At 39.4% G+C, this 19,122-nt stretch carries 18 protein-coding genes; all 18 read right to left on the bottom strand.

The window, feature by feature from the left end:
* Nucleotides 1–242: 242 nt before the first annotated feature.
* Nucleotides 243–680, bottom strand: coding sequence for a YlbF/YmcA family competence regulator (locus DKZ56_RS07440; RefSeq protein ID WP_208652094.1), 438 nt, complete (start codon nucleotides 678–680; stop codon nucleotides 243–245).
* Entirely contained in the window at nucleotides 680–2,221 is a 1,542-nt protein-coding gene (gene miaB / locus DKZ56_RS07435) for a tRNA (N6-isopentenyl adenosine(37)-C2)-methylthiotransferase MiaB (RefSeq protein ID WP_208652093.1), read from the bottom strand. Before miaB ends, DKZ56_RS07440 begins: the two co-directional genes overlap by 1 nt.
* Nucleotides 2,222–2,337: 116 nt before the next feature.
* Nucleotides 2,338–2,694, bottom strand: coding sequence for a hypothetical protein (locus DKZ56_RS07430; protein WP_208652092.1), 357 nt, complete (start codon nucleotides 2,692–2,694; stop codon nucleotides 2,338–2,340).
* Nucleotides 2,695–2,892: 198 nt separating this feature from the next.
* Nucleotides 2,893–3,759: a 2-oxoacid:ferredoxin oxidoreductase subunit beta gene (locus DKZ56_RS07425; RefSeq protein WP_208652091.1), complete on the bottom strand. Its 867-nt coding sequence runs from the start codon at nucleotides 3,757–3,759 to the stop codon at nucleotides 2,893–2,895.
* On the bottom strand, nucleotides 3,759–5,498 hold the full coding sequence (locus tag DKZ56_RS07420) for a 2-oxoacid:acceptor oxidoreductase subunit alpha (protein WP_208652090.1): 1,740 nt from the start codon (nucleotides 5,496–5,498) through the stop codon (nucleotides 3,759–3,761). Before DKZ56_RS07420 ends, DKZ56_RS07425 begins: the two co-directional genes overlap by 1 nt.
* 312 nt (nucleotides 5,499–5,810) lie before the next feature.
* A complete protein-coding gene (locus DKZ56_RS07415) occupies nucleotides 5,811–6,077 on the bottom strand; it encodes a stage V sporulation protein S (RefSeq protein WP_208652089.1) in 267 nt (88 codons plus the stop codon).
* Between the two features lie 142 nt (nucleotides 6,078–6,219).
* The gene (locus tag DKZ56_RS07410; protein WP_208652088.1) at nucleotides 6,220–7,017 is read right to left on the bottom strand and encodes a TIGR00282 family metallophosphoesterase; all 798 of its coding nucleotides are present in this window, start codon (nucleotides 7,015–7,017) and stop codon (nucleotides 6,220–6,222) included.
* Between the two features lie 268 nt (nucleotides 7,018–7,285).
* A complete protein-coding gene (gene rny, locus DKZ56_RS07405; RefSeq protein WP_208652087.1) occupies nucleotides 7,286–8,839 on the bottom strand; it encodes a ribonuclease Y in 1,554 nt (517 codons plus the stop codon).
* Between the two features lie 715 nt (nucleotides 8,840–9,554).
* Nucleotides 9,555–10,619 carry a recombinase RecA gene (recA, locus tag DKZ56_RS07400; RefSeq protein ID WP_208652086.1) on the bottom strand — a complete coding sequence of 355 codons (1,065 nt, stop codon included), beginning with the start codon at nucleotides 10,617–10,619 and terminating at the stop codon, nucleotides 9,555–9,557.
* 137 nt (nucleotides 10,620–10,756) lie between these two features.
* A complete protein-coding gene (locus tag DKZ56_RS07395; protein ID WP_208652085.1) occupies nucleotides 10,757–12,010 on the bottom strand; it encodes a competence/damage-inducible protein A in 1,254 nt (417 codons plus the stop codon).
* 13 nt (nucleotides 12,011–12,023) lie between these two features.
* A complete protein-coding gene (gene pgsA / locus DKZ56_RS07390; RefSeq protein ID WP_208652084.1) occupies nucleotides 12,024–12,602 on the bottom strand; it encodes a CDP-diacylglycerol--glycerol-3-phosphate 3-phosphatidyltransferase in 579 nt (192 codons plus the stop codon).
* Between the two features lie 96 nt (nucleotides 12,603–12,698).
* Nucleotides 12,699–13,592: a helix-turn-helix domain-containing protein gene (locus DKZ56_RS07385; protein ID WP_342775804.1), complete on the bottom strand. Its 894-nt coding sequence runs from the start codon at nucleotides 13,590–13,592 to the stop codon at nucleotides 12,699–12,701.
* A gap of 18 nt (nucleotides 13,593–13,610) precedes the next feature.
* Entirely contained in the window at nucleotides 13,611–14,390 is a 780-nt protein-coding gene (locus DKZ56_RS07380) for a DUF3388 domain-containing protein (RefSeq protein WP_208652082.1), read from the bottom strand.
* 211 nt (nucleotides 14,391–14,601) lie between these two features.
* The gene (locus tag DKZ56_RS07375; protein WP_208652081.1) at nucleotides 14,602–14,859 is read right to left on the bottom strand and encodes a DUF3243 domain-containing protein; all 258 of its coding nucleotides are present in this window, start codon (nucleotides 14,857–14,859) and stop codon (nucleotides 14,602–14,604) included.
* Nucleotides 14,860–14,906: 47 nt separating this feature from the next.
* Nucleotides 14,907–15,635 (bottom strand): elongation factor P 5-aminopentanone reductase, encoded by a 729-nt coding sequence (gene ymfI, locus DKZ56_RS07370; protein ID WP_208652080.1) that lies wholly within the window; start codon nucleotides 15,633–15,635, stop codon nucleotides 14,907–14,909.
* Nucleotides 15,632–16,927, bottom strand: a complete 1,296-nt coding sequence (gene yfmH, locus DKZ56_RS07365) for an EF-P 5-aminopentanol modification-associated protein YfmH (RefSeq protein WP_208652079.1) — start codon at nucleotides 16,925–16,927, stop codon at nucleotides 15,632–15,634. The genes ymfI and yfmH overlap by 4 nt, the downstream gene beginning before the upstream one ends.
* Nucleotides 16,927–18,189 carry an EF-P 5-aminopentanol modification-associated protein YfmF gene (gene yfmF / locus DKZ56_RS07360; protein WP_208652078.1) on the bottom strand — a complete coding sequence of 421 codons (1,263 nt, stop codon included), beginning with the start codon at nucleotides 18,187–18,189 and terminating at the stop codon, nucleotides 16,927–16,929. Before yfmF ends, yfmH begins: the two co-directional genes overlap by 1 nt.
* Nucleotides 18,190–18,358: 169 nt before the next feature.
* A partial coding sequence (locus DKZ56_RS07355) for a transposase (protein ID WP_208652077.1) occupies nucleotides 18,359–19,122 on the bottom strand: 764 nt, incomplete at its 5' end.

Raw genomic sequence — 19,122 nt, 5'->3', positions numbered from 1 at the left:
TTTTCCTCCTTTACATCTCGTCGACCTATTGTATGCGACAAATGCCTAATTGGTGAAAAATTTTTTTGATTTTATCGAAATCCGGTAGAGATTGTCGTTTTGAGGATTGGAATACGTTGGGGCATTTGCCTAACAAACATATCGTATTAAAGAAGGTCAAAATGTGTTCCAATTTGCATGTTTTTTCAAAAAGAAAAAGCTACTGGAAAATCTTGCTTGATTTTCCTCGTAGCTTTCATTCATTATGAGCAGCTGCCAGGGTTGGAATATTTCACTTTCGAACCTGTTTCGCCTGTTAGCAAATTGCCGCCTGTTGCTTCGATAATATCGTTTGTCACCGTTGTTGCGATGGCGTTGGATACTAATTGCAGCAAATCATTCACTTCCAATTGGGATTGCTTAAATTGCTGTACAACTGGAATTTCATCGATTTCTTTTTCAATTTCCTCAATTTTTTTCTCCACTAATTTCAATGCTTTTTCTTTTCCTAAATGTTGAAAGTTAACCGCTTGTTTTTGGAGCGATTTTAAGCTGGCAATTTTTTCACGAACAAATTGGTTTTCATTGATTTGCGCTTCCGCCCTTTTGAAAAATTCCACTTCTTCAGTTTGGGCAATCATGTGAGCAATTTCCTTAGCCTTTTCAACGATTTCATCTTTTGTATAAAGTTTTGTTGACATTATACATTCACCTCATCCCGTTTTACTACTTCCACGAATTCCCCGCGGAGTGAGTAGGAACTAGCTTTCGTAATTTTCACTTTCACCAACTGGCCAATCAATTCTTTTGGACCTTCAAAGTTGACTAATTTGTTTCTTCGAGTATATCCAGCTAATACGTCGCTACGTTTTTTGCTCTCGCCTTCAACAAGCACTTCAACAATTTGGTTTTCGTATTTTTTCAAAGCAGCTCTTGAAAATTCTTCCACTACTTGGTTGAGTCGTTGTAAGCGATCTTTTTTCACTTCCATTGGAACATTGTCTTTCATTTTTGCAGCTGGCGTTCCTTCACGAGGTGAATAAATGTATGTGAATGCAGATTCAAAACCAACTTCACGATATAAATCAAGTGTTTCTTGGAATTGCTCTTCCGTCTCATTTGGATAGCCAACAATAATGTCTGTTGTCAATGCCACATTAGGAATGGCCGCTTTAATTTTGCGAACAAGTTCTAAGAATTGTTCTCTTGTATATTTGCGAGCCATGATTTTCAAAATCTCATTGGAACCTGATTGAACAGGCAAATGAATATGCTCTACCAAGTTTCCGCCTTTTGCCAACACTTCGATTAAGTGATCGTCGAAGTCGCGCGGATGGCTTGTTGTAAAGCGAATGCGCGGAATATCGATTTTGCGCAATTCATCCATTAAATCGCCAAGACGGTAGTTGATATCCGTGAAATCTTTTCCATAAGCATTGACGTTTTGGCCAAGAAGCATGATTTCTTTATAGCCTTGTGCTGCAAGTTCTCTTACTTCTTGAATAATTTCTTCCGGTCTTCTGCTGCGCTCTTTACCGCGTGTATATGGAACGATGCAGTATGTGCAGAATTTATCGCAGCCATACATAATGTTTACCCATGCTTTGATAGAACCTTGGCGGGCTTTTGGAAGGTTTTCAATAACGTCCCCTTCCTTAGACCAAACTTCAATGACCATTTCTTTGGACATATAAGCTTCTTTTAAGATAAATGGAAGGCGGTGTATGTTATGGGTACCAAACACCATATCCACGTGCTGATATTGAGTTAAAATTTTATTGACAACGGATTCTTCTTGGGACATGCAGCCGCATACACCAAGAAGCATATCTGGTTTTTCCCGTTTGTATTTTGCAAGAAGGCCTAATTCGCCAAATACTTTATTTTCCGCATTTTCGCGAATGGCGCATGTATTTAATAGAACGACATCCGCATCCTCTACCGTATCCGTCGGTTCATAGCCTAGTTGAAGGAAAATGCCAGCCATGACTTCTGAATCGTGTTCGTTCATTTGGCATCCATAAGTGCGGATATAGAATTTGCGGCCGTCTCCCATGCCTCGAAATTCTTCAGGAATTTTGAAATCTTTATAGTATTTCACTTCTTCTTTACCGCGTTTTTTCGCATCTTTTAAAGAAGGAGCAGTAATCACTCGTTCAAAATATTTACTATAATCTTTTTCCGTTTTTTGTGGCTTCGGCTGTGCTGCCTGATTATTCGCTAAACGTTGTTCTTCGTTCATTGATTATGAATGACTCCTTTCTACTGGATTCATAGAGGAATCCCATTTTAATATTATAACGAATAATTCAATAATAGGACAATATGAATAATACAATTATGCGCTTTTTGACATATTTATGGTTCTGAAAAAAATTGTTCATATTGTTCTTGATTTTTTTCTTTTAAAATCGTTAAAAAAATGAGGCAATATTGAACAACGGAAAACCAGTTTAATTGATAATTTTGTTCAAATTGGTGCTTGGGCATTTCCAAAACCGATATAAAAAGCTTTGTCGGTTCGATCTTTTTTTCTTGCAAATAGGCCAAAAAAGCAAGGAAATTTTTATGATCGTCTACCGACAGCTTGTTTTCATCTATCAGCTTATCAATTTGTTCCCGATTTTGAAAAGAATTTGCTTTGCGGAATAATTTAACGATTTGTTCTTCCTGCCTTTTCTTTTTGATGGAGAAAAAATCAATGACATCGCTCAATGGAAAGACCTCGACTTTTTATAAAATTGCGCCCTTACTATCCATATTACCCTCTTTTTTATATGAATAAAAATAATTGATGTGAATTGTTGCAGTTTTCAAAGGAACGATTTGTTGATAAAAAATATATTGCGAAGAAACAAAAATGAAGTACCATCTACGGAAATATGCTTTCTGTTAGATGGTACTAAAATTTCATTACAGGAATTCTTTGACTAACTCGTTAAATTGTTCCTCGCTAATTTTCAAATCCATGTCAACTAGCGGTTTTTCAGAGAAGCCTTCCAATTGTTCTTCATATGGTACAGATTCAAGGTCTTGGTAAACAATTCCTGTGACAAGCCCTTCTTTTTCCATTACCGTTTGCATCGCAAGTTCTCTGTTTTGAGGATCGTATCCTTCAATGTCATCTAATTTTGTTAAATGTTCTTTAAACCATTCATAGGTATTTACTTTATTGTACGTTACACAAGGGCTGAAGACATTAATGAATGAAAATCCTTTGTGCTGGATTCCCGCTTCAATCAAAGCCGTTAATTCTTTAATATCGGATGAAAAACCTTGGGCAACAAATGTTGCACCGGCTGATAAAGCAAGTTCCAATGGATTAATAGAAGGCTCTTTGGAACCTTGCGGCGATGATTTTGTAACGAAACCGTATGCAGAACGCGGCGAAGTTTGTCCTTTTGTTAAACCATAAATTTGGTTATCCATTACGATATATGTGATATTGATGTTTCGGCGAATAGCATGAACCGTATGAGCCATCCCAATGGCATAACCGTCCCCGTCACCGCCTGTTGCAATTACATGCAAATCGCGGTTGGCAATTTTCAAACCTTGGGCGATTGGCAATGCACGGCCATGGGTACCGTGGAATCCATAGGAGTTGATATAGCCGCTGATGCGTCCTGAACAGCCAATTCCGGAAATGACTGCTAGTTCATGGGGTTCAATTCCCACATTGGCAGCCGCTCTTTGAATAGCCGCCTGTACGGAGAAATCCCCGCATCCAGGACACCAGTTAGGTTTTACATTGTTACGAAAATCTTTAAATGTTGCCATTAGTCAAGCAACTCCTTTACACGAGTTTTTAGTTCAAGAGGCAAGAATGGAGTGCCGTCATATTTCGTAATATTAAATGTTTTATCATGAGCGCCGATGTTCATTTTCATGATATTGGCTAGCTGCCCAGTTGCATTATTTTCCACTACGATGACTTTTTTCGCCCGTTCAACATAAGGACGCAATTCATTTGATGGGAATGGATGAATTAAGCGTACATGCACATGATTCGTTTTAATGCCTTCTTCATCCAATTGTGGACGAACTTCTTCAATGGCGCCTCTTGTTGAGTTAAAACCAACGATTAATACATCGGCTTCTTCATGCGGCGCATCCACATAAATTGGATCTTTGAAATTCACATAATTCAATTTGCGCAAACGCTTGTCCATTTGAATTTTTCGATTTAACGGCGCTTCTGCAGGTTTTCCTGTTTCATCATGCTCATTACCTGTTACGTGATGAATGCCGTGAAGCTGGCCAGGTACAACGCGCGTTGAAATGCCGTCATCAGTAACTTCAAAACGTTTAAAATCTTCTTTTGGATCTTTTTCAGGCAATTCTCCCAAGTTCAATTTGCCTCGGCGAATTTCAATTTTTGAGTAATCAAAAGGCTCTGCTGTTTGTTTACCTAAAGCCAATTGCAAATCGGTCATGACAATGACTGGGAGCTGCAGTTCTTCTGCGATATTAAAAGCTTGGATTGTATCGTAAAAGGCTTCTTCAATGGTAGATGGGGCAATAACCACTTTTGGAATTTCCCCGTGGGTACCATAAAGCAGCGCCATCAAATCAGATTGTTCTTGTTTTGTTGGAAGCCCTGTTGATGGACCGCCACGCTGCGTATCTACAATAACAAGCGGCTGCTCTGTCATGCCGGATAAACCAATGGATTCCATCATGAGTGACAAACCTGGTCCCGCTGAAGCTGTGAACGCCCGAACTCCGCCAAAGTTTGCACCGATGGCCATTGTACATGCGGATATTTCATCTTCCGTTTGAATTACTGTACCACCGAATTTCGGAAGTTTTTTAATTAAATATTCCATAATTTCTGAAGCCGGAGTGATTGGATAAGCTGCCATAAATCGTGCACCTGCAGCAATCGCACCTAAAGCTACAGCATCATTTCCGATCATGAATAATCGGCGTTTGCCGTCTGCTGGCTCCAATTGCCACTTGCCAACTTTATCGCCAATAAGATCACAAGTAGCAGCATATCCACGTTGGATTGCTTCCATGTTCTTTTTGACCACTTCTTCCCCTTTGCGGCCAAAAATTTCCTCAACGACTTCCTGGAAATTATCAATTGGCAAGTTTAATAAAGCACTAGTGGCGCCAATCGCAACCATGTTTTTCATCAATGAAGTACCTAACTCGGAAGCGATTTCAGTAAATGGAACAGCAAAAAGAGGTGCCTTTGAGTCTTCTGGATTGACTGGTTCAAATTTGCTGTCCGCTAAAATAATGCTGTCTTCTGTTAATTCCTTATAGTTGACTTCAATTGTTTCCTGGTCGAAAGCAACTAAAATATTTAAATCGTCCGCAATGGCACGAACTGGTGTTGGGCGAACGGTAATTTTATTGTTTGTATGTCCCCCTTTAATGCGGGAAGAGAAATGACGATAGCCGTAAAGATAATATCCTAAACGGTTCATGGCCATCGCAAAAATTTCTCCAGTACTTTCAATACCTTCACCTTGTTGCCCACCGACTTTCCACGAAAGCTGATGTAACATTTTAACATCTCCTTAGAAACATTTAATTACTCATTACATACATTTTCTTTATCTAAATATAACATGAATCCAGCACCTTGAAATATGAAAAACAATCGTTCTTCTCAATTTCAGACCTTTGACGGAAAGCGTTGTTCATTATTTTGTAACCACTTTAGAGCGCTTAATTTATTCAAGATAATTTTCATTTTGGAAAGGCTTGAAAATTATTATTTCCGAATAGGTTTTTTATGCAAAAAAAATAACGGAGAAAACATTTCGTTTTTCTCCGTTCATTTGGAAGAAAAGTTTTCATTCGCCACTTTGAATGATTTAACGCTGGCGTTTCTCTACTACAAGTTTTAGTGCAGTACGATCTTCGCCACCAATTTGGATGTCTGCAAAAGCTGGTGAGCAAACTAAATCTGTTCCGCTAGGTGCTACATACCCGCGAGCGATGGCAACAGCCTTTACCGCTTGGTTCAAAGCACCAGCACCTACAGCCTGCATTTCCGCAAATCCTTGCTCACGAATTACCGCAACAAGCGCACCTGCTACAGAATTTGGATTTGAGCGAGATGATACTTTCAATGAATCCACATTTATTCCTCCCCATACTTGCATTTTTAATGATTTTGGCATTCATTCAAAGGACTTGAACTTGTGTCCGTAGCACATTGTATGCAGCAAAGTAGAAAAATAGAATCATTTTGGAAGGGAATCATGCAAAAAAACTTGGGAACTAGCCTTGAAAAGGATAGTCATCATTGATGTAGATTCTTTCGCAGTATGTGGCTTTTCCGGTTTCATTATCAATATCTACGAAAAAACCGCTGAATACGTCTCTTCCCGATTTTGGAACTTCGAATCGAGAAGGCATATTCGTTTGAAATTTGTAGATGACGCTTTCTTTTTTCATTCCTAAAATTTCATCGTATGGTCCCGTCATCCCTACATCTGTTATATATGCAGTACCTCCTGGGAATATTCTCGCATCTGCTGTTTGAACATGGGTATGGGTGCCTACCACTGCAGAAACCCGTCCATCCACATACCATCCAAATGCAATTTTTTCGCTCGTTGCTTCACCATGAAAATCAATAAAAATTAATGGTGAAATTTTTCTCGCTTCTTCGACTAATTCATCTGCCATTCGAAACGGATCTTCATGGGGAGGAAGAAATACGCGGCCATGTAAATTGATGACCGTTAAAATATGTCCATTTTTTGTAATTTGAACAATTCCTTTTCCAGGCGCCTCTTTCGAAAAGTTTGCAGGACGAATCAAGTATGGGGCTTCATCAATAAACTCAAAAATTTCCTTATTATCCCAAGTGTGATTGCCCATTGTAATCACATCAATGCCCATTTGCAAAAGCTGCTGATAAATTTTTTGAGTAATGCCTCGACCCGCTGCTGCATTTTCTCCGTTCGCAATAACGATATCAGGTTCGTATTTTTTCTTTAATCTAGGCAAATATTTTTCTACCGCCTCTCGTCCAATGGAGCCGACGATATCACCAATAAATAGTACCTTCAATGTTACTACCACACTTTCTATAAAATCGATTCAATTTTACCATTTTACTGTTCGTAAATCTAATGGAATGTTATGTTGTACAATCTCTAAAAAGGATTCATTTAATTTTTCGCCCAAACAGCCGGTACTATGATAAAAAAACAAGGGCATTCATTCCCTTGTCCAAAATTTTATAAATGGAGAGTTTCTGATGTTCCTAAAAAATGGCTTTTACAAAACCTCCAATGAATAATACCCTCTCTTGACGATTGTCAAAAGAGGGTTTTGTTTACTTCGCGTATTCCACTGCTCGCGTTTCGCGAATAACTGTCACTTTAATGTGACCTGGATAGTTGAGTTCTTCCTCAATTTGTTTACGAATATCCCGCGCAAGTCGGTGAGCCTGCAAATCATCAATTTTTTCAGGCTGCACAATAATTCGGATTTCACGGCCTGCTTGGATAGCGTATGATTTTTCAACGCCTTCATAGGATTCGGAAATTTCTTCTAATTTTTCCAAACGGCGAATATAGTTTTCAAGGGTTTCACTGCGGGCACCTGGACGAGCAGCCGATAAAGCGTCTGCTGCTGCCACAATCACAGCAATGACACTTGTTGGTTCCACATCGCCATGGTGGGAGGCAATGCTGTTGATAACCACCGGATGTTCATTGTACTTCGTTGCAAGCTCAACGCCAATTTCCACGTGGCTTCCTTCCACTTCATGATCGATGGCTTTACCAATATCATGCAAGAGTCCTGCCCGTTTCGCAAGAGCGACATCTTCGCCTAATTCAGCAGCCATGAGCCCTGCCAAATGAGCGACTTCGATGGAATGTTTCAATACATTTTGGCCATAGCTTGTCCGATATTTCATGCGGCCCAAAATTTTAATTAAATCTGGATGTAAGTTATGAACACCCACTTCAAAAGTTGTCAACTCACCCGTTTCGCGGATATGTTCATCCATTTCTCTGCGGGATTTTTCCACCATTTCTTCGATTCGAGCCGGGTGAATCCGTCCATCTTGCACCAATTTTTCAAGGGCAAGGCGGGCTGTTTCACGGCGAATCGGATCAAAACCGGATAAAATAACCGCTTCTGGCGTATCGTCAATAATTAAATCCACACCAGTAAGCGTTTCAAGGGTACGAATATTCCGACCTTCTCGACCGATGATTCGTCCTTTCATTTCATCATTCGGCAAGTTCACAACCGATACCGTTGTTTCTGCCACGTAATCAGCGGCATAACGCTGCATCGCTAATGCCAAAATTTCTTTTGCTTTTTTGTCAGATTCTTCTTTCGCACGAGTTTCGGCTTCTTTAATCATCAACGCAATTTCCGTTGAAAGTTCTTGCTCCACTTGTTTTAAAATAATATCCCTTGCTTCTTCTTTAGATAAAGAAGCAATGCGTTCTAATTCTGACTCCTGCTTTTTTACGAGCTCTTCCACTTTACTTTCCATTTCTTCAATATGCTGTTGTCTCTCGGCTAGAGCCTCTTCTTTTCTCTCTAGACTTGCTTCTCTCTTATTTAGAGCATCATCCTTGCGATCAAGATTTTCTTCTTTTTGCAATAACCGGTTCTCTTGTTTCTGAAGCTCAGCACGTCTTTCACGAATTTCTTTCTCAGCTTCAGTTCGAAGTTTGTGAGTTTCATCTTTTGCTTCCAATAGTGCTTCTTTTTTCAGCGCTTCTGCTTGTCGCTTAGCTTCATCTATAATGAGCTCAGCTGAGTGTTTAGCACCATTTACTTTCGATTCATTCACTTTTTTCATATAGAAATAGATAACAGCGGCACCGACAACGAGCCCAAGCAAAGCGGAGATCATGTATTCCATACGAACACCTCCTCTTGCTATTATCACATGCATTTACAGTCGGCTCATATATTGATAACAATTCTCAACATATTGCCAAATTCATTTTCATCATTGAAAAAAATTATACAGTCTAATTGTATAGTCCGGAGTTTGCTCTGTCAAGGATTGCCACCGCTTGCAGCTACTGAATTTGCCTTATTTTAAACTTTTCATTGGATAATAAAATACGATGATTTTTTGTTATTTTTTTAGAATAAAATTATTAACTTTCTAAGTATATAAAATTTCCTCTTCCCATTCATTATAGGTTCTTTTTCTTATTTTTCCATATTTTGATTAATTTTATACTTCGTGGAATAGGAATATATACAAAAATAGAAAGAGGCTGGGACAAATCTAAAAAAGAGGTTGGGACAAATCTAAAAAAACATCATTTTCTCCAAGGAGAAAATGATGTTTTTTTGATATGTTATTAAAATTGATTTCCGCGGACCCGGCTCGTTTCTCCTCTGAGTCATCCCTTCGCTCCTCGAGAAGGCTCGTCGCAGGAAAGCTTTGAATTTACTTCCTTGAACTTGCTCCGCTTTGCGACTAAGCGTGCGCGACAGGAACTCGCCCCGTCACTCCAATCAATTTTTCGTTATATCAATTTTTCGTTATATCAATTTTTTATCAAAAACTCTTTCAGCTAGCCTATAATTGTTTGTTTATGCCCCAGCCTCTTTTCCATTCATTATTCTTCATCAAATAACGGTAATTCTTCTGCAATCTCTTCGTCGTCATCAGCATGAGCGGCAATCATATATGTGTTGGAAGCCATGCCAAAAGATTCGCGAATTTTTTCTGCAATTTCATCGCGGATTTCCGGATTTGCTTTTAAAAATTGTTTTGCATTCTCCCGGCCTTGGCCAATTCGTTCATCGTTGTATGAATACCAGGAACCGCTTTTTTGAATGATGTCCAACTCAACGCCGATATCAATAATTTCGCCTTCTTTTGAAATTCCTTCGCCAAACATAATATCCACTTCAGCTGTTCGGAATGGCGGAGCTACTTTATTTTTTACCACTTTAATTTTTGTTTTGTTCCCCACCATTTCGCTTCCTTGTTTAATCGTTTCCGCACGGCGAACTTCTAAGCGGATGGAAGAATAGAATTTTAATGCTCGACCTCCAGGTGTCGTTTCTGGATTTCCAAACATAACGCCGATTTTATCCCGCACTTGGTTGATGAAAATGCAGATCGTGTTGGATTTATTAATGACGCCAGATAATTTTCGTAAAGCTTGGGACATGAGGCGCGCTTGCAATCCCATGTGAGAATCACCCATCTCGCCTTCTATTTCCGCTTTCGGCACTAATGCTGCAACTGAGTCAATGACAATAATATCAATGGCGCCGCTTCGCACTAGGGCTTCCGCAATTTCCAATGCCTGCTCGCCTGTATCTGGTTGGGAAAGAATCAATTCATCAATGTTGACGCCTAATTTTTGAGCATAAATTGGGTCTAACGCGTGTTCTGCATCAATAAATGCCGCTTGTCCACCTTGCGCCTGCACTTCCGCAATCGCATGCAGTGCCACCGTTGTTTTACCAGATGATTCTGGACCATAAATTTCGATAATGCGTCCTCTAGGATATCCTCCAACTCCAAGAGCTGCATCAAGGGCCAACGAACCGCTTGGCACTGTAGAAATTTGCAAGTCTGTTTTTTCGCCGAGTTTCATGATAGAGCCTTTGCCGAATTGCTTTTCAATTTGTTTTAACGCCATTTCTAAGGCAGCTTTACGATCACTCAAACTATTTCCTCCTTAAAAACGAATCTGTATTGTTCTGTTTCTACTATACTTCTTTTTTGAGAAATAATCAATAAAAAAGCGAACGTATTTTCGCAAAAATAAAATTTGAGCCCAATTTTAGGCTCAAATTTTATTTTTCACACCTTTTTATACCCTTTTTCTTCAAGCAATCGGATTAAATAGCTCAACGTATATTTCACTGTGCGCAAACGGTTGGTATTTCGAAAACCGGACAATTGCAGTTTTCTTGTCACTACATCATCGCCGATTGCAATGCCGATCCAAATTGTTCCAGCGGGCTGCCCATCATGGGGGTCTGGGCCAGCAGCACCTGTCAGCCCAATGCCAATATCCGTTCCAAACTTTTCCCGAACGCATTTTGCCATATGTTCAGCACATTCGCTGCTAACAATGCCATGCTGGTCAAGAATTTCATTAGGCACGCCCAGCTGGTTCATTTTTGCTTCTTTTGTATAAGTAACCATTCCGCCGACAAGGGCACCGCTAACGCCAGGGATTTCTGCAAGTTCCGAAAGAAACAGCCCCGCCGTTAAACTTTCCGCCGCTGAAATGGTGAGTTTGTGATAAAGCAGCATTTCAACCGTCTTAGAAGCAAGCGTATCATCATCTACACCATAATTGTATTTTCCAACAATGGCTAGAATCTCTTGTTTCTTTTCATGAATGAACTGCCAAGCTTCATCTTTTGAATTGGCTTTTGCTGTAATGCGCAGCATCACTTCCCCATCCGAAGCTAGAGGAGCAATGGTCGGATTTGTTTGAGCATCTAAAATATGCTGAATTTTCGTTTCCAACTCCGCCTCTCCTATGCCATAAAAACGCAGAACATGGGAAAGGATGACTCCGCCTTGGCTGATGAGGGAGACTAGGCGCGGTTTTGCTTCAAACTGAAACATCGGCTCCAATTCTTTTGGCGGACCCGGCAATAAGATGTAAGTTCTTCCACCTTTTTGGAGCATCATGCCCGGAGCTAGACCATGGTGGTTTGGCAAAACGTCGCTTCCTTCAAGCACCAGCGCCTGTTTTCGATTATTTTCTGTCATTGTTCTTCCTTGATTTTGAAAAAAGCGTTCAATGGTTTCCAACGCCTTTTCATCATATACAAGGGGAACTTTTAAATGTTCAGCAAGCGTTTCTTTTGTTAAATCGTCCTTCGTTGGGCCTAATCCCCCGGAAAAAATGATTAAATCTGCGCGGGATTCTGCAATTTCAATGGCTTTTTTCAGCCTTCCCCCATTGTCGCCAATGACCGAATGAAAGTAGACATTAATGCCTATTTCAGATAATTGGCTGGAAATAAATGTGGCATTCGTATTCGCAATTTGGCCTAACAGCAGTTCGGAACCCACAGCAATAATTTCGGCATTCATCTTTTTCCCTCGCTTATTTGGAATTGACAAACACATGGCGGTTTAAATAGAAATAATCCCAGCCGGACCAAATTGTAAAGAACAATGCTACATAAAGCATAATATCGTCAAATGGTATGCCTGCCATTGTAAAAATCGTATTGTGCAAAAGCAATGCTACAATGGCTACAATTTGCGTCCATGTTTTGATTTTTCCTAATTTGCTGGCTGCGACAATTTTTCCTTCTCCCGCCAAAATGGACCTTAAGCCCGTCACAGCAAATTCGCGGCTTAAAATGACAATCACGACCCATGCAGGAACAAAGCCCATTTCCACTAGAAGAATGAAAGCAGAAGTGACGAGCAATTTATCTGCCAACGGGTCTAAAAATTTTCCTAAGTTTGTGACAAGATTATATTTTCGGGCGAAATGTCCGTCAATCCAATCGGTGCATGATGCAACGATAAAAATTAACGCACCGACAAAATGGTGGACTGGCATCTCCGCTCCAAACAATTCCATCGTTCCCCAGTTAAAGTCAAACATCAAAATAATGACAAAAATCGGTATCAAGAGAATCCGGGAAACCGTAATTTTATTTGGTAAATTCATTGATCTCTACAACCTTTCGAGAAAGAAAATATTGGTACATCCATTATTTACTATACAACTTTTATGCGAAAGAAAATAGTCATCTTATTCAGATGACTACTGTTCCTCGCTTAATTGGATAATGATGTTTTGTGTAGTGACGTTTTGAACGTATTTAATTTCTTCGTCGTTCACAAATACTTTTGCATTGTTGGAGAAACCAAGTCGAATACGGGCATAACCGTTTGCTGTCGAATCGTGCTCAACCACATCGCCTTGCTTATAAATACCCGGTTGCACTTGTTCATTACCATTGGCATCACGGATACTTACCCATGTATCACCTAATACTTCCACACGGATGTGCATTTTATCTGTACCTGATAAATTATAAATGGTTGTAACTCCATCCGGTTGTACTTCGCCAGCAGAAATCACTTGTCCCGTTTCTTCTTCTTCCTCATTCTCCTCTTCTTCATTAGCAGCTGGCTCTTCTTCTGTTTCTTCATTTTCTTCATTATCTTTTACAGGTGGTGTTTGCAACTGCGTTTCTTCATATTCAAACGAATCTCCGTTTTCCGTTACCGATTCGTCTTCAGAAGATGGTCTGTGGGAGAAGAAAAACCAAAGCACACCAATAATAATGATGATAAACAGAATTACGACGTATTTTGGCAAAGATTCCATTAATTTATTGGTAGAGGTAGTTTTTAATCTTTTCCGAGTTGGGCTTTGGGAGAATGATTGAGCCACTTCCTCTGTTTGCTGACTAGGAATTTCATGTTTATATTGTTCGAAAATTTCATCTGGATCTAATCCGACTGCTTCCGCATATTGCTTAATAAACGCACGAACATAAAAGGTACCAGGCATCATTGAATAATTTCCTTCTTCAATGCCAACTAAGTACCTCTTTTGAATCTTTGTAATCTCTTGCAAATCATCTAAACTATAGCCTTTAGATAATCTCGCTTCCTTTAGGCGGGTACCAAGTTCTGTCAACCATAACACCTACTTTATCTAATATTATTAAAAAGTAAAAAAATCATCATTCGCAAAAGTGTCATTTTTGCCAATTGCATCATACCCGATTTCTTCATCTGGATGATGACGCAATTCAATAATATAATCAAAATCTTCAATAGAATATTCAGATTGTTGAACAAAGATGTCAGGGTGTTCGATTACTTTCACGCTAGGCATTTTCATTACTTCACGAACCAGCCGCAAATGCTGTTCATCCGACGTCATTCTCGTCACAACACCATCGAGGATAAATATATTATTTGTATTAAATTCATCCCCTATGAGTTGTTTCCGAACAGTTTGTTTAATCATTGTAGAAGATAAAAAAATCCATTTTTTATTTGCGCAGACACTTGCTGCGACGATGGATTCTGTTTTTCCAACCCGAGGCATGCCGCGAATGCCGATTAACTTATGTCCATCGGTTTTGAATAGTTCAGCCATAAAGTCCACTAAGATTCCAAGTTCATCCCGCACAAAGCGAAACGTATTTTTTTCATCTGCATCCCTCTCTATATATTGGCCATGACGAACTGCTAAACGATCCCGGACTTTTGGCTCGCGAAATTTTGTTACACGTATATCATCAATCGTATTGACGATTGACTGAAACCGTTTAATAGATTCATCATTTTCGGCTTTTAACAACAAACCTCGACGTCCTTCGTCAACACCATTAATGGTAACAATATTGACTTTCAGCATGCCTAGCAATGAGGCAATATCACCTAATAAACCTGGACGATTTACTTGAATTTCATATTCAAAGTACCATTCACCCATACCCAACCGTCCCCTTATATTTAGAAACGAAAAAATTTCCCTTTGAGTTTCATCATAGCGGATTTTGTATGTATTGAAAAGTTTGCAATAGGACTAAATTGCGCCAAATTGGGACAAAATCATGCTCTATTTTACATTGAAAAATTCAAATATTCAATTTGAAGAATGAAGAAAAAGGAGGAAATTCCCCCTTTTTCTTTTTACAATAAAATTAGTTCACCTTTTTATCTTGGACTAATTTCATCACACAGCTGGCAATGGCTTGTTTTTCATTTTCATCAGCTACTGACCATAAGTCAGCAAGCACTCTCTCTTGTTCGTTTTTAGGGTCCACATTTTTTGCTAAATATTCGCCAATTTGAACAGCTGTTTTTTCAATGGTGTTGTTCGATAAACCCATGTTTTTCGCATTTTCTACTTGTTGTCCTAAGAATGATTTCCATTTTTCCCAGTTTTGCAATAGTTCCATATTTTGCTCTCCTCCTTTTCATCATTAGTATGGACAAGCAACGGGTTTTATATGTACCAACCGCCATTTAAACGAATAATTTGTCCAGTAACATAGTCTGCTTGGCCACTAATGTAAAAGGAGACGAAATTTGCTACTTCTTCCGGCTCTCCAGGACGATGAAGCGGAATTTCCTCATAGATTGCCTGTTTTTCATCTTCCCATAAATGTCGATTCATATCCGTATTAATGAATCCTGGTGCAATGGCATTAACTAAGATTCGCTGGTGTGCAGCTTCTTTTGCATAGGCTTTTACGAAAGCGTGCTGGGCGCCTTTTACAGTAGCATAAACCGTTTCATAGGCAGCTCCTGCTTCTCCCCAAATGGAGCCGATAAACAGTATATAACTAATGTTGTGTTGGCGAAGTTTTTTGGATAATAGCGCAACAAGGCGAATCGGATTTTGGACATGCTCCTTCCAAAGTCGATCCATCACAAAAGTTGGCGTATCTTCAAGCAAGCCATAATAGGCTGTTCCGCCAGCAAAAATCACTGCCTGTACAGAAAAAATTTGATTTGCCAATTGCTCTGCCCCGCCATCGACGGAAAAATCCGCTTGAACAGGAATAAACTCCGATTGGGGATAAAGGGCCGTCAACTCCTCCATTAACTGGTCGATTTTTTTTCGACCTTTAAAATAATGCAAATAAAGCGACCAGCCATCTTCAGCTAGACGCTTTACAATCGCACTGCCAATTGCACCGGATGCTCCGACCACTAGTGCAAATTTTTTCATTGTTGATTCCTACTTATCGGCAAAATTTTAAAAATCGTTTGCTGAGATTCCCCTTGAATAGATTTGAACGCTTCTTTTACGTCTTCCAATGTGATTTTTTCAACCACCGGAACTACATCAAATAAATTCATATCATTAAATTTATATCTTGTAAATTGATTCGCAATATATTCTAAAGAATTCAGCGCTCTTAAGAAAAATCCAATCTTTTTACGCTTTATGCGCTCAATGGAATCTGCATCAAAAATCTCCTCTGCGTTGTTGACAACATGCAGAATTTTTTTAACAAGGGCATCAGGGTCTTGAGTATCTGAACCGATAAGGGCGAAACCAAAACCTTTCTCCAGCGTGAAATCATAGGCAAAGGATTCGTCAATGAGCCCGTTTTCATATACATCTGTGTAGAATTCAGAAGCTCTGCCGAATAAAGATTCTAAACCGATTTGGATGGCAAGTTCATTTTTGAGCATGTCTTCGCCGCTTAAATTCGTTTCTTTCGCTTTCAATCCTACATATACTTTTGGCTGTTGGACATCCATTTGGATTTCCCGTTCTTTGATTGCAACCTCGAGCGGCTCTTCGTCAAAGTACCGTTTGATTTCAGGCGCTTCTTTGAAAGATTTTTTGTTCTGATTTTCTTCAATAAAGTTCATCATCTCAATCGGGTCCACATTGCCAACGATAAATAAAAGCATATTGGAAGGATGATAGAACGTATTGTAGCATGTGTATAAATTTTCAGCGGTAATTTGGTCAATCGATTCAATCGTTCCAGCGATATCGATTTTTACCGGATGGTTGTGATACATATTTTCTATTGTTCCAAAATAAAGGCGCCAATCCGGCTGGTCGTCATACATCGTAATCTCTTGACCGATGATTCCCTTTTCTTTTTCTACTGTCTTTTCGGTAAAATACGGTTCCTGCACAAAATCCAGGAGCGTTTCCGTATTTTCAAAAATATGATCGGTTGCAGAGAATAAATAAGCAGTTCTTGTAAAGGATGTAAAAGCGTTGGCGGAGGCTCCTCTTTCACTGAACTTTTGGAATACGTCGCCTTGCTCTTTTTCAAACATTTTATGTTCAAGGAAGTGGGCGATGCCATCTGGAACCGTAATAGGCTCATCCTCACCAATCGGCGTAAAAGTGCGGTCAATGGAACCATATTTTGTCGTAAAAGTCACGAAAGTTTTCGAGAATCCTTTTTTCGGCAAAATATAGACTTCAAGACCATTGGCAAGCTTTTTATAATATAGAGTTTCATCTAACTGTTGAAATTCAATAGTTTCCATTATTCTGCCTCCTTTCCGCAGAGGAAGTAAGTCGCTTCATGCTGCAGTTGTGACGCCATTTGCTTTAGATCTTCCTTTGTCACTTTATTCCAACGTTCCTTCCATAATTCCACGGAAAATTCTTCGTCTAAATCTTTATACTGGTCGTAAATATCAATCTGTCCTCTTGGCAAGTCCAACGCTTCCCGCAATTGGTTGATGAGCATGGCTCTTGTTTGATTTAATTCCAGGTCAGAAATATTGCCTTTTTTCATTTCTTCCAATTGTTCAAAGATGATTTCTATGGCCTTTTTCTCGTTTTTCGGCTCAATTCCTGATACGACATAAAGAAGGCCGTAATGAGGGGAATAGGAGCTGGAAACATAATAACATAAACTTTCTCGCTCACGCACATTCATAAATAATTTGGAATGGGCATATCCTCCAAAAACACCGTTGAAAATTTGCATTTTTGGAAAGTCTGGATCTCCAAATTTTACTGGTGTGCTGAAGCCCATATGCAGCTTCCCTTGCTTCATATCTTGATATTCTTTTGCATATTCCTGTTCCGGTTTTGAATGTTCATTGATTATCGGCTTTTGTGGAGTACGATCTTTAAAAGCAAAAGCCTTTTTCATTTTTTCCTTCATTTCTTCCACATCGATATCCCCTGCAACATAAATATCGATCTTATCGTTATGAATCATGGAATGATAGGCCGCCGTCAAGGACTCAGGCGTCACTTCCTTCACCGTTTCAATCGTGCCGCTTGCCGGAATGGATGCAGGGTGGTTCGGCCGCAAAATTTGCGTTAAACGCTGCTGGGCATAGCGAGTTTTGTCATCAAACACTGATTCAATGCGTTGAATGATGATTTGTTTCTCCCTTTCTACAATCGAAGGAATAAATTTTCCGTTTTCCAAATTTGGCTGGAAAATGACCGTTTGCAATAAGTCAATCACATCGTTTAAAACAGGCTGATTGGATAAATATTGGTCATTCACCGTTTCAACATTTAACATAACCGTATGTTCTCCGCCACGTTTTGACACGTCAAAATACAGCATCGTACCATATAAATCGTCTAAATAACTGCGAAATTTTGCCGACTTTTTAAATTTCGCATTGCTGTGCTGAAGAACATTGGAAAGCACAGCCCGCTCTGCTGCAACTTTTGTCGTTAATGGCGTTCTCCATTTAAAAGAGAAATTCACTGTTTTAAATTGTGTCGTTTTTCTTATATGCAGCGAAACACCTTCCGCTAATTTCGTCGTTTCAAACAAAAAAATTCCTCCTGACTTTCCAATATTATGCATATCCTCATAAATAATTTTCTCAAGTGACCATCAGATTATTCAAAAATCTACGAAGAATCGCTATTACTACTATACATGGAATAAATTAGTTTATGTACAACATTTTTATTTTAATAGAAAATTTTCCATTTAGCATTCAAAAGGGCTCACAACTTGAGTGTAGCCAAACTTTGGCTAAAGTTTTTATGACTGGTTGAATCTGTTCAATGGGGATGGCCCCAAATCCAATCATCACTAAGTTATGGGGGATAATGGTTTGATAACATTTTGAAACCGGATCAATAGCAATCCCCATTTCCAATGCAAGTTCAACCGCCCGCTTTTCCTCAAGCCACTCCGGTAATTGAATAATAACATGCAGCCCCGCGGTATCACCAAAAATATTAAACTCAGCCGGCAAATAAGTTTGCAATGCTTCCAATAATGTTTTTCTTTTTTTGCGGTACAATGTACGCATTTTTTCAATATGCTTTGCATAATAGCCAGAATGCATAAACTCAGCTACCACCAGCTGGTCGATTCTTGAAACAGTCGGCTTTTGATGTTGATAAAAATGCCGGAATTCAGCTGCCAGCGATTTTGGCAGCACCATATAACTCATGCGAATAGATGGAATGAGCGTTTTAGAAAAGGTGCCAAATTGACACTGTGGCTTGTCTAAAAAGTCCATAAAAACAGAGCGAATGGAGAAAACAATGAGTTTTTCCATTCGCTCTGTTTCCTTATTTTTGAAATTGGTTTGGGAATTTGCGGCCCATTTCAGTATGTTGTGGGCCATTGCCACAATCCCGAATTCTGTTCGGACTTTATGAAGCCCCCGTAACAGAAATCGAGTGAAACGCAAATTGCCCTTGATGTTCCCGAACACACTTTCGACATCCACTTTACGCTTCGCATAAA

The organism is Ureibacillus thermophilus, from assembly GCF_004331915.1.
Lineage (GTDB): Bacteria > Bacillota > Bacilli > Bacillales_A > Planococcaceae > Ureibacillus > Ureibacillus thermophilus.
This window is presented reverse-complemented; position numbering and strand designations above follow the sequence as displayed.